The organism is Streptomyces sp. NPDC004284 (assembly GCF_042874035.1).
GTDB lineage: Bacteria > Actinomycetota > Actinomycetes > Streptomycetales > Streptomycetaceae > Streptomyces.
Genome location: NZ_JBIAMJ010000008.1, coordinates 288,628 through 304,603, shown reverse-complemented (window position 1 = coordinate 304,603; position 15,976 = coordinate 288,628). Strand labels below are relative to the sequence as shown.

Genomic DNA, 15,976 nt, shown 5'->3' with positions numbered 1-15,976 from the left:
GGTCGAGGACGGGCGGACCCGGCGGACGGCGAGGACACGACAGGTACCACGGACACCACGGAAACCTCCGACCAGGGGTGTGCACTGCACGGCCAATGTTCACTATGTCGATGAACAAAGTGCAGTGACAATGCCGCTTCCGGTCAACACCGACGCGCCGGAGTGGTGTTGACGGCCTGCGAGCACCGCCTCAGGTCAGGTTCCCGCCACTCGTGAGACATTGAGTCCGTGAGGATCTCAGCACGAACCGACTACGCCATCCGGGCCATGGCCGAGTTGGCCTGCTCCCCCGCCCGACCCCTCAAGGCCGAGGACATCGCCGGACGCCAGGACATCCCCGGCCGCTTTCTCTTCGTCGTACTGAGCGACTTGCGGCAGGCACGTCTGGTGCGCAGCGTGCGCGGCCCCGACGGTGGGTACTCCCTCACCCGGCCGCCCGCGGAGATCACCCTCGCCGACGTCATCCGCGCGATGGACGGACCGCTCGTCAGCGTGCGGGACCTGAGGTTGACGGGTCTTGAGTACCAGGGTGCGGCCGCGCCCCTGCCGGATGTGTGGCGTGCCGTGCGGACGAGTCTGCGCCAGGTCCTGGAAAGCACGACCCTCGCGGATCTGGCGACGGGCACACTGCCCGAGGTCGTACGGGACCGGGCCCGCGACTACAACGACGACGTGCGGACGTACCCGTAGCGTCCATGGCCGTTCGGCGACCCACCCCTTACGCTCAAGGATGTGCCGCCCTCCACCGGGACTCCCGAACCCGCCGGATCCACCGAGACTCCTGAGCCCGCCGGATCCGCCCACGGCCGACCGCGCCGGCTGTTCGTCCTGCGGCACGCCAAGAGCGCCTGGCCGGAGGGCGTCGCCGACCAGGACCGTCCCCTCGGCCCGCGCGGGCTGCGCGACGCCCCGGCCGCCGGGAGCTTCCTGGCGGAGAACGGCCTACTGCCCGACCTCACCCTGTGCTCCCCGGCCCGGCGCGCCCGCCAGACCTGGGAGCTGACCGCCACGGAGCTGGACAGACCCGTGCCGACCCGCCACGACCCGCGGCTGTACGGGGCGGACGCCCCAGAACTGCTCGATGTCCTCCACGACGTACCCGACGAAGTCGCGGCCTTGCTCCTGGTCGGGCACAACCCGGGCCTCGAGGAGCTGATCCTGCTGCTCGCGGCCAAGGCGGTCGGGGACGCCCTGGACCGTGTACGGACCAAGTTCCCGACCTCTGCGATCGCCGTCCTTACCTGGTCCGGCACCTGGACAGACCTCCGCCCCGGCGAGGCGCTCCTGACGGACTTCGCGATTCCCCGCGGAGCCCGCGACTCGTCCTGAGCGGGGCACATCCGCGCACCGGGCCGACTACCACCCCTGTTACTTTTTTGTGGCTCGCAATGGGGCCCGGCCTTCCGGTCCGGCATGACTCCCCCGGCCGAACTGGAGATGATCGTCGGTTTCGACGACAACCTCGTAGGGGAAGCGACCCGGGTCGCCAACCAGCTGCACGACCTGCTGCCCCAGATCCACCTGCCACTGGAAAGGGTCCTGGGGCTGAGGCTGCAGCACCCGGCCGTCCTCACCCTGCCGGAACGGTTCGGATCCCCGCCCCAGACATGCAAGGCCGACAGGCACCGGCTGGTCACCCTGCTGCGGCCGAAGGCACCGCAGATGGTCGAGCGGCTCATCGAAGAACTGCGGGAGGCCCGACAATCGGGCTCAGCCGCCCGGCCTACGGCTCCATGAGAAGGACGACTCGATCAGTCCCGACATCGAAGCCGAGGATCGGATGGCCATAGGCACCCTCCCCGTCCATCAGCACCGGTCGGCCCAACCGCCGCCCGATCTCCCGGAGAAAGCCGCACAACACATCGAGTCGTTCCTGCCCCTGCAACTCCCGCAGATCGACGTCGAAGTCGACGACCTCGTCGTCGAGGAAGCGGAAGATCGCCAGCACATCAGCCGTCGGCCAGACCCGCAGGTTCGGGCACTCGGCATCCACCGGACGGGACAGCACGACCTCCGCCCGGGGCACCGGAAGTACCGTCTCTCCCTCCGAGTACTGGCACTTCCAGCCCTTCTCCGCGACAAGGTCGAGGACCGCCTGCCAGCCCTCCACCGAGACATCCGGGACACGCACGTCCGGCAACGATCCCATCGAGTCCGGGTCGAAGAAAGCACTCACGTCATCCCACAGCAGATCAGCCACCCCACCATGCTGCCCGGCTCCCTACCCCGACGTGCCCCCATTCCCCTTGCCCAAAGACATAGGGACACCCCCGCTGGTCGGTCTTGTCCTTCTGTTCGACCAGATACGGCCCTCAAAGGCGTTGCCCCGACGGAGTTGACGAACGCAGAGCCGCGTCGAGGTAGTCCTGCACTGGCTCGAACAGCCCGTACGGCACATACTGCTGGATCTCACCGTGCGGGGCCCAGGTCAGATCGACCGCACTTCATCATCACTCATGATGACCGTCTCACCGCCGCCGGGTCGGCATGCGAGGGAGTGGTTCTCCCGGCCCGTCATGGGGTGAATCCGCTGTCCGAGCACGAGCAGGACGCGCCTGTCCTGAACGACGGCGGCAGCGGCGACCGCCACCTCCGCCTCACCGGTCACCGAGCTTTCCTCCCGAGCGCCGTCGCCGTCGGATCACGCCGACGTGGTCTCAGCCCTTGGTGAGTAGTTCCCTGGCCGCGTAGTAGGCGTGCAGTGCGGCTTCGCTGCCGGAACCCAGGGCAGTCATGATCCGTTGGAAGCGGGCGGAACGGAGGTCGCCGGCCACGATGACGCGGGGGTGCTGGTCGGCGGGCGGGCAGTATCCGTCCGCGCCCCGGGTCAGGTCGCCGGACGGGGCGGTGGGCGCGTTCCCGATGCTGAGGTAGGCGGCGTCCGCAGTGATCGTCTGCCGTACGCCGTCCCGGCCCGTTGCTTCCGCCGACACCGAGGCGCCTTCTGCCGGGCTCAGCGTCAGGTGTTCGACGGGGAGGAGTACGACTCGGGGATCCTCGCGGATCTCCTCGATCTTGTACGCGTCCGCCGCCGGGTACGCCACGAGCAGGCGCGTGTCGGTGGTCGGGTGGGCGCGCAGGAAGGTGCCGATCAGGCGGTCGCCGCCGAGGACGAGGAGGGTACGGCCTTCGGCGGCGTCCGCGTCGGCCTGCCAGAGCGGGGGCAGGGTCAGGCCGTCGGGAGCGGTGATCCAGGCGACGTCGCCGGGCTGGAGGGGGCCGACACCCGTGGCGATGATGGCGTACGGGGCAGTGAGACGGGCGCCGGTGTCGAGCGTGACGGTCACCCTGGCCTCGTCGGCGTGGAGATCGGTGACGCGTCGACCGAGTTCGAGACGGCACAGCTCCGTGCTCTTCAGCTCCGCGACGATGGAGTCGGCCAGCTCGGGACCGCTGGTGTAGCCGCCGAGGACGTTGTTCAGGGCCGGGATCCGGTAGAGGTTGCGGCACAGCCGGTCCGGCTCGATCAGGATCGAGCGCATGCCGACGCTGGCGGCCATGCGGGCGGCGGCGCAGCCGGCCGGGCCGCCGCCGATGATGATCAGGTCGGTGTCGTACAGCGTGTCGGCCATGGGGCTATTCCAGCATCGGGGCCCCCGAGTGCGCAGTGAGTCGCCCCACCACATATCCGGTGGCCTCCGCGGTGAAGAGCGTGCACCCGGTCTTGTCGACGACCGCACGTGCGTGGGTGGCTGCTCCTGCGAGCTCGGGAACGATGTCGGGCTCGGGCGGTTCCTGGAGGCGACGCCACTGGGGGAAAGCGCTCGTAGGGGCTGTCCGGATAGTCCAAGTACTGGGTGAAGCACCACAGGGCCTGGACGGTCAGCTCGCAGATGGCCAACTCGTCGGTGGGGCTTCGCTCGCGGGAGCGGGAACGGGAGCGGGAACGGGAGCGGGAGGCGTAGGCGACGCCGGACCAGCCGGCGTAGGCGGTGGGGACTCCCCGTACGCCGAAGGACACGATGTCCGTGTGGTCGAAGCCGGTGGCGAGGAGCGGCTCCTCGCCCGTGCCGTCCAGAGGCGTGGGCCCGCCCGGGGCCCCGCGGTCCACGGCCAGCGGGAGGGACTGCGCGCCGTCGTCGACGCATTGTCTCCGACGACATCGCCGACCGCCGACGGCTGTCTGGACGGTGTGCTGACAGCTGCGGTCAGGAGCCGAAGGTACGACGGCGCGGAGAAGGGACCGTGCCCAGCAGCTCCCAGAGTGGCGTGGAGCCGGCGGCCCACTGGGCGAGGAGCTCGCGGTCCACCAGGTGAAGCCGCTGGGAGTGGGCGAAAGCGACGGCCTTGCTCGTGAAACGGCCGTTGGTGACCAGTACGACGACATCGCCGTGGTGGACGGGCCGTCCGGTCCCGTTGAGAACATGCAGGTCCGGAGTCCCGACCGCAGCGCCCGCCAGGCCGGCCTTACGGTGCTTGCACTGGATGACCCACAGACGACCGAAGGGATCGGTTGCCTTCACGTCGGCGCCGTTGTCACCGGCCCCGCCGACCCGGGTCGTCCTGGGGCAGCCGTCGCGGCGCATCAGATCCCGTACGGCTTCCTCGAACTGCCGGTGATGCAGGGCATCGATCTGCGGCAGCGCGTAACGCAGCCCTTGGTCCCGCGCTTGGTTCCGACGGGCGGCCTCCTGCTTCCGATGCACCCATGCCCCACCGGCAGTCGCGACGGCCAGAAGGAGCACGATCAGCACCCAGGGATGTGCGGCCAGCCATCGAAGGGCACCGGCGACCAGACTCCACACCACCGCAAAGAGCAGAAGGAACAGCCCGACCCGGTCCCAGCCCAAAGCCCCCCGCCGGCGGCGGGTTGGCACACCGCGCCTGGACGGGCGCCGGGCCGGCCGGCGGCGAGACGCGGATGCGGTACGAGGACGGCGGCCGCCCGGACCGGACCGCGCACTCACGATCCGGCCTGCGAGATGCCGTGAACCAGCTGGCCGATGCCGTTGAAGATGCCCTGGCCCACCGGAGTCGGCGCGATCAGGATTCCCAGGGCCAGGACGAGAAACGCGGTATCGCGCTCCTCGCGACGGCTCCTGGCCTGGGTTCTGCGGCGCAGCCTCATCACCACGATGACCGCGAGCAGCACCGCCACGTTGATCGTCATCACGCGCAACCCACTCCTGCCCGCTTCCCGTCCCGCGCGTTTACCCAGCGCCCTGGACCAGTGCAGCCGGTCACGCCCCCGGTCCGCAGTCGGTCGGTGAACGATGGCGAGAACCCCGTCGGACACTGTCCGGTTGCCGCCCGGACACCCGTTCCCCTGCATGACACACGATCGCGAGGGAGTGGATGCCGCGTGCGAACCCGGCGATACCGGGATCACCAGACAGCGCCGGAAGCCTGTCTCGGGTGCCCCGGATCACCCTGTCTGTCAGCGGTCCGCGCCAGGCCAGGCAGTAGGTGGCCGGCTTTCGGGCTCCATGTCGCCGATCGGAATCCACTCGGCCGGGTGCAGGGCGAAGACGACGGTGGCGGCCCGCTGCGGTTCGGTCGCCAGGCGGGCGTAGCCGATCAGACGGTGCTCGCCGCGACGGCCACCTCCTCGCCGCCCCCGAGGTACGTGTCTGGCACGCCTCGCGCGCCGAGGCCGCCGGTGCGATCGCCCTGTTCGGCGAGAAGTACGGCATGAGGTACGGCGACCACGTCCGTATCGTCGACATCGGCGACTTCTCCCGCGAGCTCTGCGGCGGCACCCACATCGGCCACAGCTCCAGCGCCCGCCCTGTCCGCATCAGCGGTGAAACCTCCGGACCGGTGCCGGCACCGGCACCGGCACGAAAGCCAGCCGCATCCTCGTCCCGACCCCGCGTACGGTCGGCGGCAAGGGCCCGTCGCCAACGCGAGGGACCGCCCAGCTCCAGCACCTCCGCCGGCAGGGCGGATGGGGCGGGTCAGCCGGTGCGACGACCTGCTGTCCACAGACACACAAGAGAAGACCGGGAGCCAGAGCCGGCCCGATCAGGCTGAAGCACCCGGGTTCCGGGCCTCCCGTCGGTTCCCCGACGCTTCCCTCAAGCTGGCGAGTAGTCCACAGCGAACCTTCAAACAAACGAGCGGCGGGACATTTCCCGATGGCATGTGCCGGGCGTGCCGGGGTAGACGCCGAGAGGTGGAGCGCTCGGCGCCGGGCGTGCCTCGGTGATGGTTGGGAGGCCGACGATGGCTCGGTCGGTCGGTATCGATCTGGGAACGACGAACTCGGTGGTCTCCGTACTGGAGGGCGGGGAGCCGACGGTCGTCACGAACGCGGAGGGTGCGCGGACCACACCGTCTGTGGTCGCCTTCGCCAAGGGCGGTGACGTGCTTGTCGGTGAGCTGGCCAAGCGGCAGGCGGTGACGAACGTGGATCGCACCGTGCGGTCGGTCAAGCGGCACATGGGGGAGGCGGACTGGCGGTTCCCCGGGAGCGGCGAGGTCGACGGCAAGCGGTACACCGCGCAGGAGATCTCCGCGCGCGTACTGCAGAAGCTGAAGCGGGACGCCGGGGACTATCTGGGCGAGGACGTCACGGACGCGGTGGTCACGGTGCCCGCGTACTTCGACGACTCGCAGCGGACCGCCACGAAGGAGGCGGGTGAGATCGCGGGTCTCAACGTCCTGCGCATCGTGAACGAGCCGACCGCGGCCGCGCTCGCGTACGGCCTCGACAAGGACGACCAGACGGTCCTCGTCTTCGACCTCGGTGGCGGCACCTTCGACGTGTCCCTCCTGGAGATCGGCGACGGCGTCGTCGAAGTGAAGGCCACGAACGGCGACACGCATCTCGGTGGTGACGACTGGGACCAGCGGATCGTCGACCACCTGGTCAAGCAGTTCAAGAACGGGTACGGCGTCGACCTGTCCAGGGACAAGATGGCGGTTCAGCGGCTGCGCGAGGCCGCGGAGAAGGCGAAGATCGAGCTGTCGTCGGCCACGGAGACCACGATCAACCTGCCCTACGTCACGGCCTCCGCCGAGGGCCCGCTGCACCTGGAGGAGAAGCTCACCCGCGCGCAGTTCGAGAAGATGACCGAAGACCTGCTCGAACGCTGCAAGAGCCCCTTCCACCAGGCGGTCGACGACGCGAGGATCAGGGTCGCGGACGTCGATCACGTGATCCTGGTCGGCGGGTCGACCCGGATGCCGGCGGTGACCGGTCTGGTGCGGGCACTCACCGGCAAGGACCCGCACAAGGGCGTGAACCCGGACGAGGTCGTCGCCATCGGCGCCGCGCTCCAGGCCGGTGTCCTCAAGGGCGAGGTCAAGGACGTCCTGCTCCTCGACGTGACCCCGCTGTCCCTCGGCATCGAGACCAAGGGCGGCATCATGACCAAGCTCATCGAGCGCAACACCACGATCCCGACCAAGCGGTCCGAGATCTTCACGACGGCCGAGGACAACCAGCCGTCCGTGCAGATCCAGGTCTACCAGGGCGAGCGCGAGATCGCGGCGTACAACAAGAAGCTCGGCATGTTCGAGCTGACCGGTCTGCCGCCGGCCCCGCGTGACGTCCCGCAGATCGAGGTCGCCTTCGACATCGACGCCAACGGCATCATGCACGTGACCGCGAAGGACCTGGGCACGGGCAAGGAACAGAAGATGACCGTCACCGGCGGCTCCTCGCTGCCGAAGGACGACATCGAGCGGATGATGCGCGACGCCGAAGCCCACGCCGAGGAGGACCGGCGCCGCCGCGAGGCCGCCGAGACCCGCAACCAGGGTGAGCAGCTCGTCTACCAGACCGAGAAGCTGCTCAGGGACAACGAGGACAAGGTCCCCGGTGACGTCAAGAGCGAGGTCGAGGCCGCGCTCGGCGAGCTGAAGGAGAAGCTCAAGGGCGAGGACACCGCCGAGATCCGCACGGCCGTCGACCGGCTGACCACGGTCGCGCAGCGGATCGGCACCGCGATGTACGCCCGGCACCGGGAGGCCGGAGAGGGCGCCGGGCCCACGGCCGGCGGCGGAGCGGGCGGCGAGGAGGACGTCGTCGACGCCGAGATCGTCGACGAGGACAAGTAAGAGGACGAGGGCAAGCAAGAGGACACGGGCAGGCAGGCGAACGGCAAGCGGGACGACAGCGGTTGAACCGACAGCGGCTGAACCACGTGTCCGAGGTGCGAGGCGATCGAGCCATGACGGAGAAGAAGATCATCACGGTGATCGGAGCGACCGGTCGGCAGGGCGGCGGACTCGTGCGGGCCATCCTCGCCGACCGTGAAGGCGAGTTCACGGTACGAGCCGTCACCCGCCACCCCGACGGGGAACCCGCCCGGGAACTGAAACGCCTCGGCGTCGATGACATCGTCCGGGCCGACATGGACGATCCGCCCAGCCTCGCCGCGGCCTTCGAGCACGCCTACGGCGCTTTCCTCGTCACCAACTTCTGGGAGCACCTGTCCGCCGAACGGGAGAAGGCCCAAGCCCAGGCGCTCGCCCGGGCCGCCTCGCACGCGGGCGTGCAGCACGCGATCTGGTCCACCTTGGAGGACACCCGGGAGTGCGTCCCGCTCGACGACGAGCGCATGCCGACCCTCCAGGAGCATTACAAGGTGCCGCACTTCGACGGCAAGGCGGAAGCCGACCACTACTTCACCGACGAGGCGGTGCCGACCACCTTCCTGCGCACCACCTTCTACTGGGAGAACCTCCTCGGCCCCTTCGCCCCGCAGCGCGGCCCGGACGGCGCCTTCCAGCTCACGTACCCCATGGGCGAGAGCCGGCTCGCCGGCATTGCGGTCGACGACATCGGCAAGACCGCCCTGGCCGTCCTCAGGCGCGGAGCCGACCTCATCGCCGCCACGATCAGCATCGCCGGCGAGCACCTCAAGGTCGCCGACATGGCCGCGGCCCTCGCCCTGTCCCTCGGCGAACCCGTACGGTACCGGCCCCTCACCCCGGACGAGTGGCGCGCACAGGGCGGCCCCGGAACCGCCGAGTCGGGCAACATGTTCCAGTACTACGCGGAGTGCGAGCACCGCTTCACCGCGGCCCGGGACCTCATCGCCGTACGCGACCTCAACCCGGCCCTCCAGGACTTCGCCACCTGGCTCGCCGCCCACCACGACAGACTGCGCACCGTCTGGGCATGACTCCCGGCCGCCGCCGTCGTCGCCACCGACCGGGTCCACGGCCTCGGCGAGGACGACGGCGGCCCGTTGGGCCGTGGGCCGTGGCGGAGGCCCTGGAGGAGGCGCTCATGGGCCTCGACCTGGAGCACACGGGCGAACCGGGCAAGCCCTTCGACCCGGGCCCGCCACGAAGCCGTCGGCCATCAGATCTCGGACGCCGTCGACGCACCGGTCTGCGCGGCCGTCCCGCGCCCCGGCTACGAGGTGGGAACCCGCCTGCTCCGCTCCGCCCGGGTGTCCGTCACCGAGCCCCCGGACGGCTGACGTGCCACGGCCGATCTCACAGCCGATCCCATGACTGAGCCGAGGAGATGCCATGGACACCTCGCTTCCGGACACGATGGCGGCCTGGGTCGTCTCCGCCGACCGCCCGGGGAGCGTGGAGCGCGCGGAACTGCCCGTACCGGCCCCGGCGCCGGGCGAGCTGCTGGTCCGCGTCCGGGCCTGCGGTGTGTGTCGTACGGATCTACACGTCCGCGATCACGACCTGCTGCCGCACCGTGAGCGGGTCGTGCCCGGTCACGAGGCCGTCGGCGAGGTCGTGGCCATGGGCCGTGACGTCACCGGGCCGCCCGGGGCCGGTGCCCTGGTCGGCATCCCGTGGCTCCGGGGTACGTGCGGGGCCTGCCCGTACTGCACGAGCGGCCGGGAGAACCTGTGCCTCTCGTCGGTCCACACCGGCTGGGACGCGGACGGGGGCTACGCCGCGTACGCGACCGTCCCCGCGGACTACGCCTACGAGATGCCCGCCGGATACCCCGCCGAGGAGCTGGCGCCCCTGCTCTGTGCCGGGATCATCGGCTACCGGGCCCTGCGCCGGGCGGACCTCCCCGCCGAGGGCCGGCTCGGTATCTACGGGTTCGGCGCCTCCGGCCACCTCACCGCGCAGCTCGCCCTCGCCGAGGGCGCCACCGTCCACGTCCTCACCCGCTCCCCCGCCGCCCAGGCCCTGGCCCTGGAGCTCGGCGCCGCCTCTGCACGCGACGCCCGGACAGGGCCGCCCGAGCCACTGGACTCCGCGATCCTCTTCGCCCCCGTGGGCTCCCTCGTCCCGGTGGCCCTGGAAGCACTGGGCAGCGGTGGAACGCTCGCCATCGCGGGCATCCACCTGTCCGACATCCCGCCGCTGGACTACCAGAGGCACCTCTTCCGGGAACGGACCGTCCGCAGCGTCACCGCCAACACCCGCGAGGACGGACGCGCCTTCCTGGCCTCCGCCGCCCAGCACAGACTGCGGCCGACGCTCTCCCCCTACGACTTCGCCGACGCCGACACGGCCCTGGACGACGTCGCCGCCGGTCGCGTCCACGGCGTGGCCGTGCTCCGCATGCCCGGACCTGCGGGGCGATGAACCCCTCGATCACCGGCTCCGCTCCCTCGGTCGGACATCGGCCTCGGCGCTGCTGCGGCTCTCCGCCACCGTGTGGGTGGTCACCACGGTGACCAGCGGTCGGCAGGCGGCGAGGAACGCGGGAACGGCGAGGGCCGCGCGGTGAGAGGCCGCCCGGCCGGGCGGGGCGTGAAAACGGCTGACGGCGTCATCCGTCAGCCGTCATCACGGTGCGCCGAGCGCCCCCTGGGGCCAGAACCGGGACAGTGTCGACTCCTTGAACGGCTGCGGGGTCACGGTGAGGTCGCCCGCGAAGGGCCGGTCGAGCACCAGGACCAGGAGCAGGCTGAAGCCGATCAGGCCGGCGACGCTCGCCACGAAGAGGAACTGCATCTTCGGATTGCGCAGGCCGTAGAGGAAGGTCAGCGGGACGATGACCAGCGCGCCGCCGTAGACCAGGACCTGGAGCAGCACCGGAAGCTCGTTCGTGGCGATGTTGATCCGTTCCCGCCGCATGGCGGCCGCGTCGTCGAGGCGGCCGACGGCCTCCCCGTAGAAGGTCTCGTCACGCGCCGTGGCCGGATCGTAGGCCTCCAGCGCCTCGTACACCGCCCCGAACTGCTCGGACGTGGCGGCGAAGCTCGGCCGGCCGTCGCGCATCCTCGGCCACTGCACCTCGACCACGGCGTGCACGTACTCACCCACCGCCTTGTCGATCCGGGCCCGCTCCGCGGGCGGGAAGGACCGGGTGACGCGGACGACCGGGGAGAGGTCCGTGGCTTCCTGGGAGACCACGGTCTGGGTGTGGTCCAGCTGCGTCCACAGGGTGACGACCACGAACGCGAGGATGATCCCGTAGATCGCGCCGAACATGCCCAGTACGACACCGACCATCTCGTTGTGCTCGCCCTCGGCCAGGCGGGGGAACCGACGGCACGCGAGCGCGCTGCCCACGACGGCGACGAGCACGATCCCACCGACCATGATCAGGGTCAGCACGAACGTACTCAGGTGGTTGAGCATCCACAGCGCCACAAGCGGCCTCCTGGGACGTGATTCACCGAACGCCGGCAGCCGAAGGCCGGCGACGGCCACCCCGCTCACTCGGCCGCCTCCCGACAGGCTAGGCAGGGCTGCCTCCCTGCCACGACCTCGTAGGCCCGCCTGGCCTAGCGCGGCCCGGCCCCGCCGGACGACTGCGAGCGCCGCCCGACCATCACCCAGCCTGCCGACGTACAGCGGCGGTGTCGCCCCGGGCAGGGCAGAGGCTCCGGGTCGTGGCTGTGCCCCCGCTCCCCGAGGCCAGGGCCAGGTGGACGGGAAGCGTTTCGAGGCCGTAGATGAAGGTGCTGTTGCGCCGGCGCAGCTCCGTGGGGGCCACGGCCAGGCGCATGCGCGGGAATCTGCGCAGGAGGACAGCGAGGGCGGTCTCGCCCTCCAGGCGCACGAGCGGGGCGCCCAGGCAGTGGTGGATGCCGTGGCCGAAGGCGAGGTGGCCTGCCGTTCGGCGGTGGATGTCGAGGCGGTCGGGGTCGGGGAATCGGTTCGGGTCGTCCCGCAGTGCGGCCAGCGGAGCGGATCCGGGGCGCGCGGACAGCCGGCCTGAGGCGTCGGCGCCACCGCCCGCGCCGTCGGGCTGCTGCCGCGTGAAGAGCGGTCCCGCCCTCTCGGTGTCCTTGCTCAGCCGGGGGTCGGTGAGCACGGCGCGTACGTCGTCGTATGGGATACGGGACGAGGGGGGTGCGCGGCCGCCGCGTTGTCGCCGTCCATGGTGAAGGGTTCAGAGGACGACTTTGCTGCCCTGCCAGATGTCGTCCTGCCAGATGTTCCCGTACAGCCGGTTCCCCGGTGCGTCCGGGTCCTCGCTCGTGCAGTACTCGAAGTGCGCCATCAGGAGCCCGTCCAGGCTCAGCCAGCCGTCGTTGTTGCGGTCCAACTTCTCGAAGGAGAGCAGGGCGTCGGTCAGGGAGGCGCCGTACGCCTTGTGGAACCCGACGAACTCGTTGGCCTGGATACGCCCGTCGCCGTCACGGTCACAGATCGCGAACTGCGCCTCGGCCAGCGGCTTGAAACCCCTCGCGTGCAGATCCGGATCCGCTACGAAAGCGTTGCGCATACCGGAGCGCCACTCCAGCGGTGTGATCTGCCCGTCGTGGTTGACGTCGAACTGCGGGGCGATCTACGTCCAGAAGCTCTCGAGCACGGCGAGTTGGCACGGCACTGCCTGGTCTGCCGGACCACGTTCACCACGGCCAGCACCACCAGCCGCCAGGTCTACTGCTCTCCCACCTGCCGCCGCGACGCCGACCGCCGCCGCGGCCTGGCCCGTGACGAAGAACGAGCCCGCCGCCTCGGCGAGAGTCCACCCTCACCACTGCCGCCGCTGCCCGCACTGCCACCGCCGCCGAAACCAGCCCACCGACCGGGAGGATCCCGCCAAGTGCCCCCCGAACGGGACCCGCTGGAGCCCGCCGTGCCACGGAACTGCCCGCACTACCAGCAGCCCGTCACCATCGTCGCCCTGCTGGCCACCCCCGAAGCCGCCCGCCCCGCCATGCCCGTCCGCAGCCCGGACGTCATCCCGCTGCGGAGGACCCCGTGATCAGCCTGTTCAACCACGGCCAGATCGATGGACTGGTCTCACGAACCCACGCCGAGGGCGTCAACGCCTGGCCCTCACCAATCACCAGGGGCCGCCGGCGGTCGGCGGCCCTTCTCCGCCAGGGCTACTTACCGGCCAGACCCAAATTGGCCCCGCTCCGCAAGTCCGCAAACCCCTGCGCGATGACAGCAGCCGGCTCCAGACACGCCTCACGCGTGTCCGCTGCCGTCGGCCCCGTGGCGCATCCCAGGGATTCGTAAGTACGAACTGCAGCTTGGAGCTTCCGAGCAACGGAATCGAGCGTCGCGAAACCTTGGCGCCCATTGATCTCGCTCAAGGCCAGGCCGGCAGCATCGGATGTGGCATCGGCTGCTGCCTTGCACTTCGCGGTGAACATCTGAGGTGACGACGTCGAGCAGGGAGAGTTCGTCCCCGAACCGAACTGCCGTTCATCCGCCGAGACGCGCTCCTCAACGGCGAGCTTCACCTTCTCGGCGGCCTGCGCCTTCGTCGAGACCGGCTCACTCGACGGCGAGGGGGAGGCCGAGGGCTGGTCCGAGCGATTCACGCCTTCGGAATCGCTGCATCCCGTGATGAGTACCCCTGACAGACCCAACATGGCCACCGCTCGCAGCGCATGCCACTTCATCTTTCTCCCCCTCCGAACTGTCACGTCACCCTAACCGAAGGGTCGGACAAGATCAGAGAGCTGTCAGAAACAGGTACTTATACTCCCCACTCTCGCCACATCACCCAAAACCGGAACAAGTGAGGAAGAGAAGCAGCTCTGGCCGATTTCAAGAAGTCTCATCACCGGTCCGCCCACCGAGTGGCAGCGGGCGGCCGGTTCTGCCCGTTCCCTCTCCTCCTCGCAGCCCGGCGGCGAGCCGACTGCCCCCGAGGGCGCCGAGCCGGAACAGCAGATCTCTGCTACAGGAGCTTCGCATGTCCAGAACCGTGTACGCCTCGCCCTGTGGACAGGCGGCGCGACCGTCCTCGCGGCGACGTCCGTGATGGCCTGCGTCGCGCTGACCAAGCCCATCGCCACCCAGGCACCCTACGCCCTACGCCCAAGCAGCCGCCTGCGTGAAATCCGACGGCACGGTGGACCGACAGACGGGCATCGCCGAGGTCACCCACCCGGAGACCGGCTTCTACCGCGTGAAGCCGACCGCGGTGCCACGGCCCCAGGTCACCCGCTCGATCCCGGTGGCCACGCTGCTGCGGGGGATCGACACCACGGTACGGGCGACGGTGCTCCTCTCGGCCAAGCCCACCGCGCAGTGCGGCAACGCAGCCGACACGACCACCACCGTCGTCACCCAGGCAGACGGCAGCGTCATCAACAGCGAGTTCATGCTCGCCATCCACTGACCGGCGACAGGTGACGGCATGTACTGCATCAAGCTCCTCGTCCTCCCCGCTGGTTCCGCGATGTCCTCATCGCCGGCGCCACCCTCGACTCCCACCCCATCGGCCACGGCTCCGGCCGGGCACGCCACTTCCCGGCCAGAGCCCCCGGGCAGCGGCACATCCAGTTCCAACAGTTCCGACAGTCCGCTGGCAGCCACGCCACAACGTGCCGCTGGGAGCGGTGCGGAGCGGTCGACGGAGGGTCCCACGGGGCGCATCCGGAGATTCCCCCGAGAAAGCCCATGCCCGCAGGTCAAGCACCACTTCTGAGCCTGGGATCCGGATGATCCCCCAGCTTGTGGCGCGGGTCCGATTCCCGTCATCCGCTCTTGGACGAAGCCTCCGGTCAGCGACCTGAGGTTTCGTCATCGCCCAGAAGAACACCGTGGCCTCGGCGGAGATCCTCCGCAGGGCCGACGCGCGTCCAGCCCTGCGGGGATCGGCGAGCCTGCGGACTTCACCTCGGCGGTGTCACAGGAGCGGGAGTGCCCACCAAGTCGAGGGCGCCGCGACGGTGTAACCCAGCGACTCGTACAGCGGCCTGCCCAGCTTCGAAGCGGTGAGGGTGAGCGGCAGGTCCGCCAGGTGGGCGAGGGAGCCCAGCATGACGGCCCGCCCCACGCCACGCGACCGGAAGGCCGACGACGTAGCGACCCAGTAGTGGCTGCCGACGCCGTCCTCCACGACGCTGACGCAAGCCCCCACGGCCACGCCGTCGTGCGAGGCGACGAACACGTCCACGCCCGGCTGCTCCATCAGCGCTGTCGGGAACAACTCGCCGGGGCGGTAGGGCATGAATCCGTCCAGCTCGAAGCCCTCGATCACGATCTGCTCGGCCGCCTGAAGGTCCTCGGGCCGCTGTACCCGGAACACGTCGAGCACCGGTTCGCCGACGGGTCCGGGCGTACGCAGCATGACCGGCATCTGCCAGTTGCGCATGCCCAGGTGACTCAGGTCGGTCGAGCCGAACGGATCCTCGACGTTCACCGGACCCGCGGCCCGGCGAACCAGCTCGCTCAGCTCGGCCAGTTCACCCGGGTCGAGGTCGGTCTCCTGGATCAGGACCCGCAGGCCGGCACGTTCGTCGCCGTCGACCGCGACGAACCCACGGCGTCGGATGACCTCATGTCCCCGGCATCGACCGGTCGCGATCCAAAAGGCTGCGGAGTTACGGGCCTGGCGCATCGGCGCCTCGGCCAAGGACACGGACGTGGGCCGGTCCGCTGAAGTAGATCTTGTGTTCATTACGCCTACGGTAGTGCGCGGTTGACCCGCCACACAGGCCAATTCCATACGCGTCGACTGGGCCACCTCCGGGCCTGGCCACCTGGCGAGTACGAGCGGCTCCGTGCTCCGCGCCGACGGCAGCTGCCGCTTGCCGATGCTTCTCCATGGCCGGACCTGCTCGCTCGACGATCGGTCCGGGAATGCGGGGCCGGGGCAAGGTTGACGATCAGATCACGGACAAGATCTGACCTAGCTGCCACCTGCTGTCGTCTGCGGCCAGGCAACGGAAAG

General features: G+C 69.9%; 20 protein-coding genes and 1 pseudogene. 9 read left to right on the top strand and 12 right to left on the bottom strand.

What is annotated here, in order from left to right; genetic code table 11:
- Window positions 1–228: 228 nt before the first annotated feature.
- From ACFYUS_RS22890 to ACFYUS_RS22880, 3 genes are all read left to right on the top strand, one after another.
- Complete coding sequence (locus ACFYUS_RS22890; RefSeq protein ID WP_388854907.1) at window positions 229–690, top strand: RrF2 family transcriptional regulator; 462 nt, start codon at window positions 229–231, stop codon at window positions 688–690.
- Window positions 691–819: 129 nt separating this feature from the next.
- Window positions 820–1,329 (top strand): SixA phosphatase family protein, encoded by a 510-nt coding sequence (locus tag ACFYUS_RS22885; RefSeq protein ID WP_388855184.1) that lies wholly within the window; start codon window positions 820–822, stop codon window positions 1,327–1,329.
- Between the two features lie 84 nt (window positions 1,330–1,413).
- A complete protein-coding gene (locus ACFYUS_RS22880) occupies window positions 1,414–1,737 on the top strand; it encodes a hypothetical protein (protein ID WP_388854904.1) in 324 nt (107 codons plus the stop codon).
- On the opposite strand, the gene ACFYUS_RS22875 is transcribed toward ACFYUS_RS22880, so the two are convergent.
- From ACFYUS_RS22875 to ACFYUS_RS22850, 6 genes are all read right to left on the bottom strand, one after another.
- A complete protein-coding gene (locus ACFYUS_RS22875) occupies window positions 1,724–2,200 on the bottom strand; it encodes a hypothetical protein (protein ID WP_388854901.1) in 477 nt (158 codons plus the stop codon). The two genes, ACFYUS_RS22880 and ACFYUS_RS22875, sit on opposite strands and share 14 nt — an antisense overlap.
- A gap of 228 nt (window positions 2,201–2,428) precedes the next feature.
- The gene (locus ACFYUS_RS22870; RefSeq protein WP_388854899.1) at window positions 2,429–2,608 is read right to left on the bottom strand and encodes a hypothetical protein; all 180 of its coding nucleotides are present in this window, start codon (window positions 2,606–2,608) and stop codon (window positions 2,429–2,431) included.
- A gap of 49 nt (window positions 2,609–2,657) precedes the next feature.
- On the bottom strand, window positions 2,658–3,572 hold the full coding sequence (locus ACFYUS_RS22865) for an FAD-dependent oxidoreductase (protein ID WP_388854896.1): 915 nt from the start codon (window positions 3,570–3,572) through the stop codon (window positions 2,658–2,660).
- Window positions 3,573–4,148: 576 nt separating this feature from the next.
- Complete coding sequence (locus ACFYUS_RS22860) at window positions 4,149–4,790, bottom strand: restriction endonuclease (RefSeq protein ID WP_388854893.1); 642 nt, start codon at window positions 4,788–4,790, stop codon at window positions 4,149–4,151.
- Between the two features lie 113 nt (window positions 4,791–4,903).
- Complete coding sequence (locus ACFYUS_RS22855) at window positions 4,904–5,113, bottom strand: hypothetical protein (protein ID WP_388854890.1); 210 nt, start codon at window positions 5,111–5,113, stop codon at window positions 4,904–4,906.
- 404 nt (window positions 5,114–5,517) lie between these two features.
- Complete coding sequence (locus ACFYUS_RS22850; RefSeq protein WP_388855200.1) at window positions 5,518–5,712, bottom strand: hypothetical protein; 195 nt, start codon at window positions 5,710–5,712, stop codon at window positions 5,518–5,520.
- Here ACFYUS_RS22850 and ACFYUS_RS22845 point away from each other — a divergent pair.
- The 4 genes from ACFYUS_RS22845 (at window position 5,632) to ACFYUS_RS22830 (ending at window position 10,464) form a co-directional block, all read left to right on the top strand.
- Complete coding sequence (locus ACFYUS_RS22845; RefSeq protein WP_388854887.1) at window positions 5,632–5,973, top strand: hypothetical protein; 342 nt, start codon at window positions 5,632–5,634, stop codon at window positions 5,971–5,973. The two genes, ACFYUS_RS22850 and ACFYUS_RS22845, sit on opposite strands and share 81 nt — an antisense overlap.
- Before the next feature lie 192 nt (window positions 5,974–6,165).
- Entirely contained in the window at window positions 6,166–8,004 is a 1,839-nt protein-coding gene (gene dnaK, locus ACFYUS_RS22840; RefSeq protein WP_388854884.1) for a molecular chaperone DnaK, read from the top strand.
- A gap of 113 nt (window positions 8,005–8,117) precedes the next feature.
- Window positions 8,118–9,074: an NmrA/HSCARG family protein gene (locus ACFYUS_RS22835; protein WP_388854881.1), complete on the top strand. Its 957-nt coding sequence runs from the start codon at window positions 8,118–8,120 to the stop codon at window positions 9,072–9,074.
- Window positions 9,075–9,453: 379 nt separating this feature from the next.
- Complete coding sequence (locus ACFYUS_RS22830; RefSeq protein WP_388855181.1) at window positions 9,454–10,464, top strand: zinc-dependent alcohol dehydrogenase family protein; 1,011 nt, start codon at window positions 9,454–9,456, stop codon at window positions 10,462–10,464.
- 204 nt (window positions 10,465–10,668) lie between these two features.
- On the opposite strand, the gene ACFYUS_RS22825 is transcribed toward ACFYUS_RS22830, so the two are convergent.
- From ACFYUS_RS22825 to ACFYUS_RS22810, 4 genes and pseudogenes are all read right to left on the bottom strand, one after another.
- Window positions 10,669–11,478, bottom strand: coding sequence for a hypothetical protein (locus ACFYUS_RS22825; protein ID WP_388854878.1), 810 nt, complete (start codon window positions 11,476–11,478; stop codon window positions 10,669–10,671).
- A 181-nt stretch (window positions 11,479–11,659) separates the two neighbouring features.
- On the bottom strand, window positions 11,660–12,145 hold the full coding sequence (locus tag ACFYUS_RS22820; protein WP_388854874.1) for a cytochrome P450: 486 nt from the start codon (window positions 12,143–12,145) through the stop codon (window positions 11,660–11,662).
- A gap of 78 nt (window positions 12,146–12,223) precedes the next feature.
- Window positions 12,224–12,559, bottom strand: coding sequence for an EF-hand domain-containing protein (locus ACFYUS_RS22815; protein WP_388854871.1), 336 nt, complete (start codon window positions 12,557–12,559; stop codon window positions 12,224–12,226).
- A 3-nt stretch (window positions 12,560–12,562) separates the two neighbouring features.
- Window positions 12,563–12,622: pseudogene (locus ACFYUS_RS22810) on the bottom strand (EF-hand domain-containing protein); the annotation flags it as partial.
- A gap of 261 nt (window positions 12,623–12,883) precedes the next feature.
- Here ACFYUS_RS22810 and ACFYUS_RS22805 point away from each other — a divergent pair.
- Entirely contained in the window at window positions 12,884–13,045 is a 162-nt protein-coding gene (locus tag ACFYUS_RS22805) for a hypothetical protein (protein WP_388854868.1), read from the top strand.
- Window positions 13,046–13,169: 124 nt separating this feature from the next.
- Here ACFYUS_RS22805 and ACFYUS_RS22800 read toward each other — a convergent pair whose 3' ends face one another.
- A complete protein-coding gene (locus ACFYUS_RS22800; RefSeq protein WP_388854865.1) occupies window positions 13,170–13,694 on the bottom strand; it encodes a hypothetical protein in 525 nt (174 codons plus the stop codon).
- A 437-nt stretch (window positions 13,695–14,131) separates the two neighbouring features.
- On the opposite strand from ACFYUS_RS22800, the gene ACFYUS_RS22795 reads away from it, so the two are divergent.
- Window positions 14,132–14,419 carry a hypothetical protein gene (locus ACFYUS_RS22795; protein ID WP_388854862.1) on the top strand — a complete coding sequence of 96 codons (288 nt, stop codon included), beginning with the start codon at window positions 14,132–14,134 and terminating at the stop codon, window positions 14,417–14,419.
- A gap of 510 nt (window positions 14,420–14,929) precedes the next feature.
- Here the strand turns inward: ACFYUS_RS22795 and ACFYUS_RS22790 are convergent.
- A complete protein-coding gene (locus ACFYUS_RS22790) occupies window positions 14,930–15,664 on the bottom strand; it encodes a GNAT family N-acetyltransferase (RefSeq protein WP_388855178.1) in 735 nt (244 codons plus the stop codon).
- Window positions 15,665–15,976 lie beyond the last annotated feature (312 nt).

Excerpts from the sequence above, each read along its gene's own strand:
- ACFYUS_RS22880 (WP_388854904.1), top strand. The coding sequence starts at position 1,414 with ATGACTCCCCCGGCCGAACTGGAGATGATCGTCGGTTTCGACGACAAC.
- ACFYUS_RS22865 (WP_388854896.1), bottom strand. The coding sequence starts at position 3,572 with ATGGCCGACACGCTGTACGACACCGACCTGATCATCATCGGCGGCGGC.
- ACFYUS_RS22845 (WP_388854887.1), top strand. The coding sequence starts at position 5,632 with ATGAGGTACGGCGACCACGTCCGTATCGTCGACATCGGCGACTTCTCC.
- dnaK (WP_388854884.1), top strand. The coding sequence starts at position 6,166 with ATGGCTCGGTCGGTCGGTATCGATCTGGGAACGACGAACTCGGTGGTC.
- ACFYUS_RS22835 (WP_388854881.1), top strand. The coding sequence starts at position 8,118 with ATGACGGAGAAGAAGATCATCACGGTGATCGGAGCGACCGGTCGGCAG.
- ACFYUS_RS22830 (WP_388855181.1), top strand. The coding sequence starts at position 9,454 with ATGGCGGCCTGGGTCGTCTCCGCCGACCGCCCGGGGAGCGTGGAGCGC.
- ACFYUS_RS22815 (WP_388854871.1), bottom strand. The coding sequence starts at position 12,559 with ATGCGCAACGCTTTCGTAGCGGATCCGGATCTGCACGCGAGGGGTTTC.
- ACFYUS_RS22800 (WP_388854865.1), bottom strand. The coding sequence starts at position 13,694 with ATGAAGTGGCATGCGCTGCGAGCGGTGGCCATGTTGGGTCTGTCAGGG.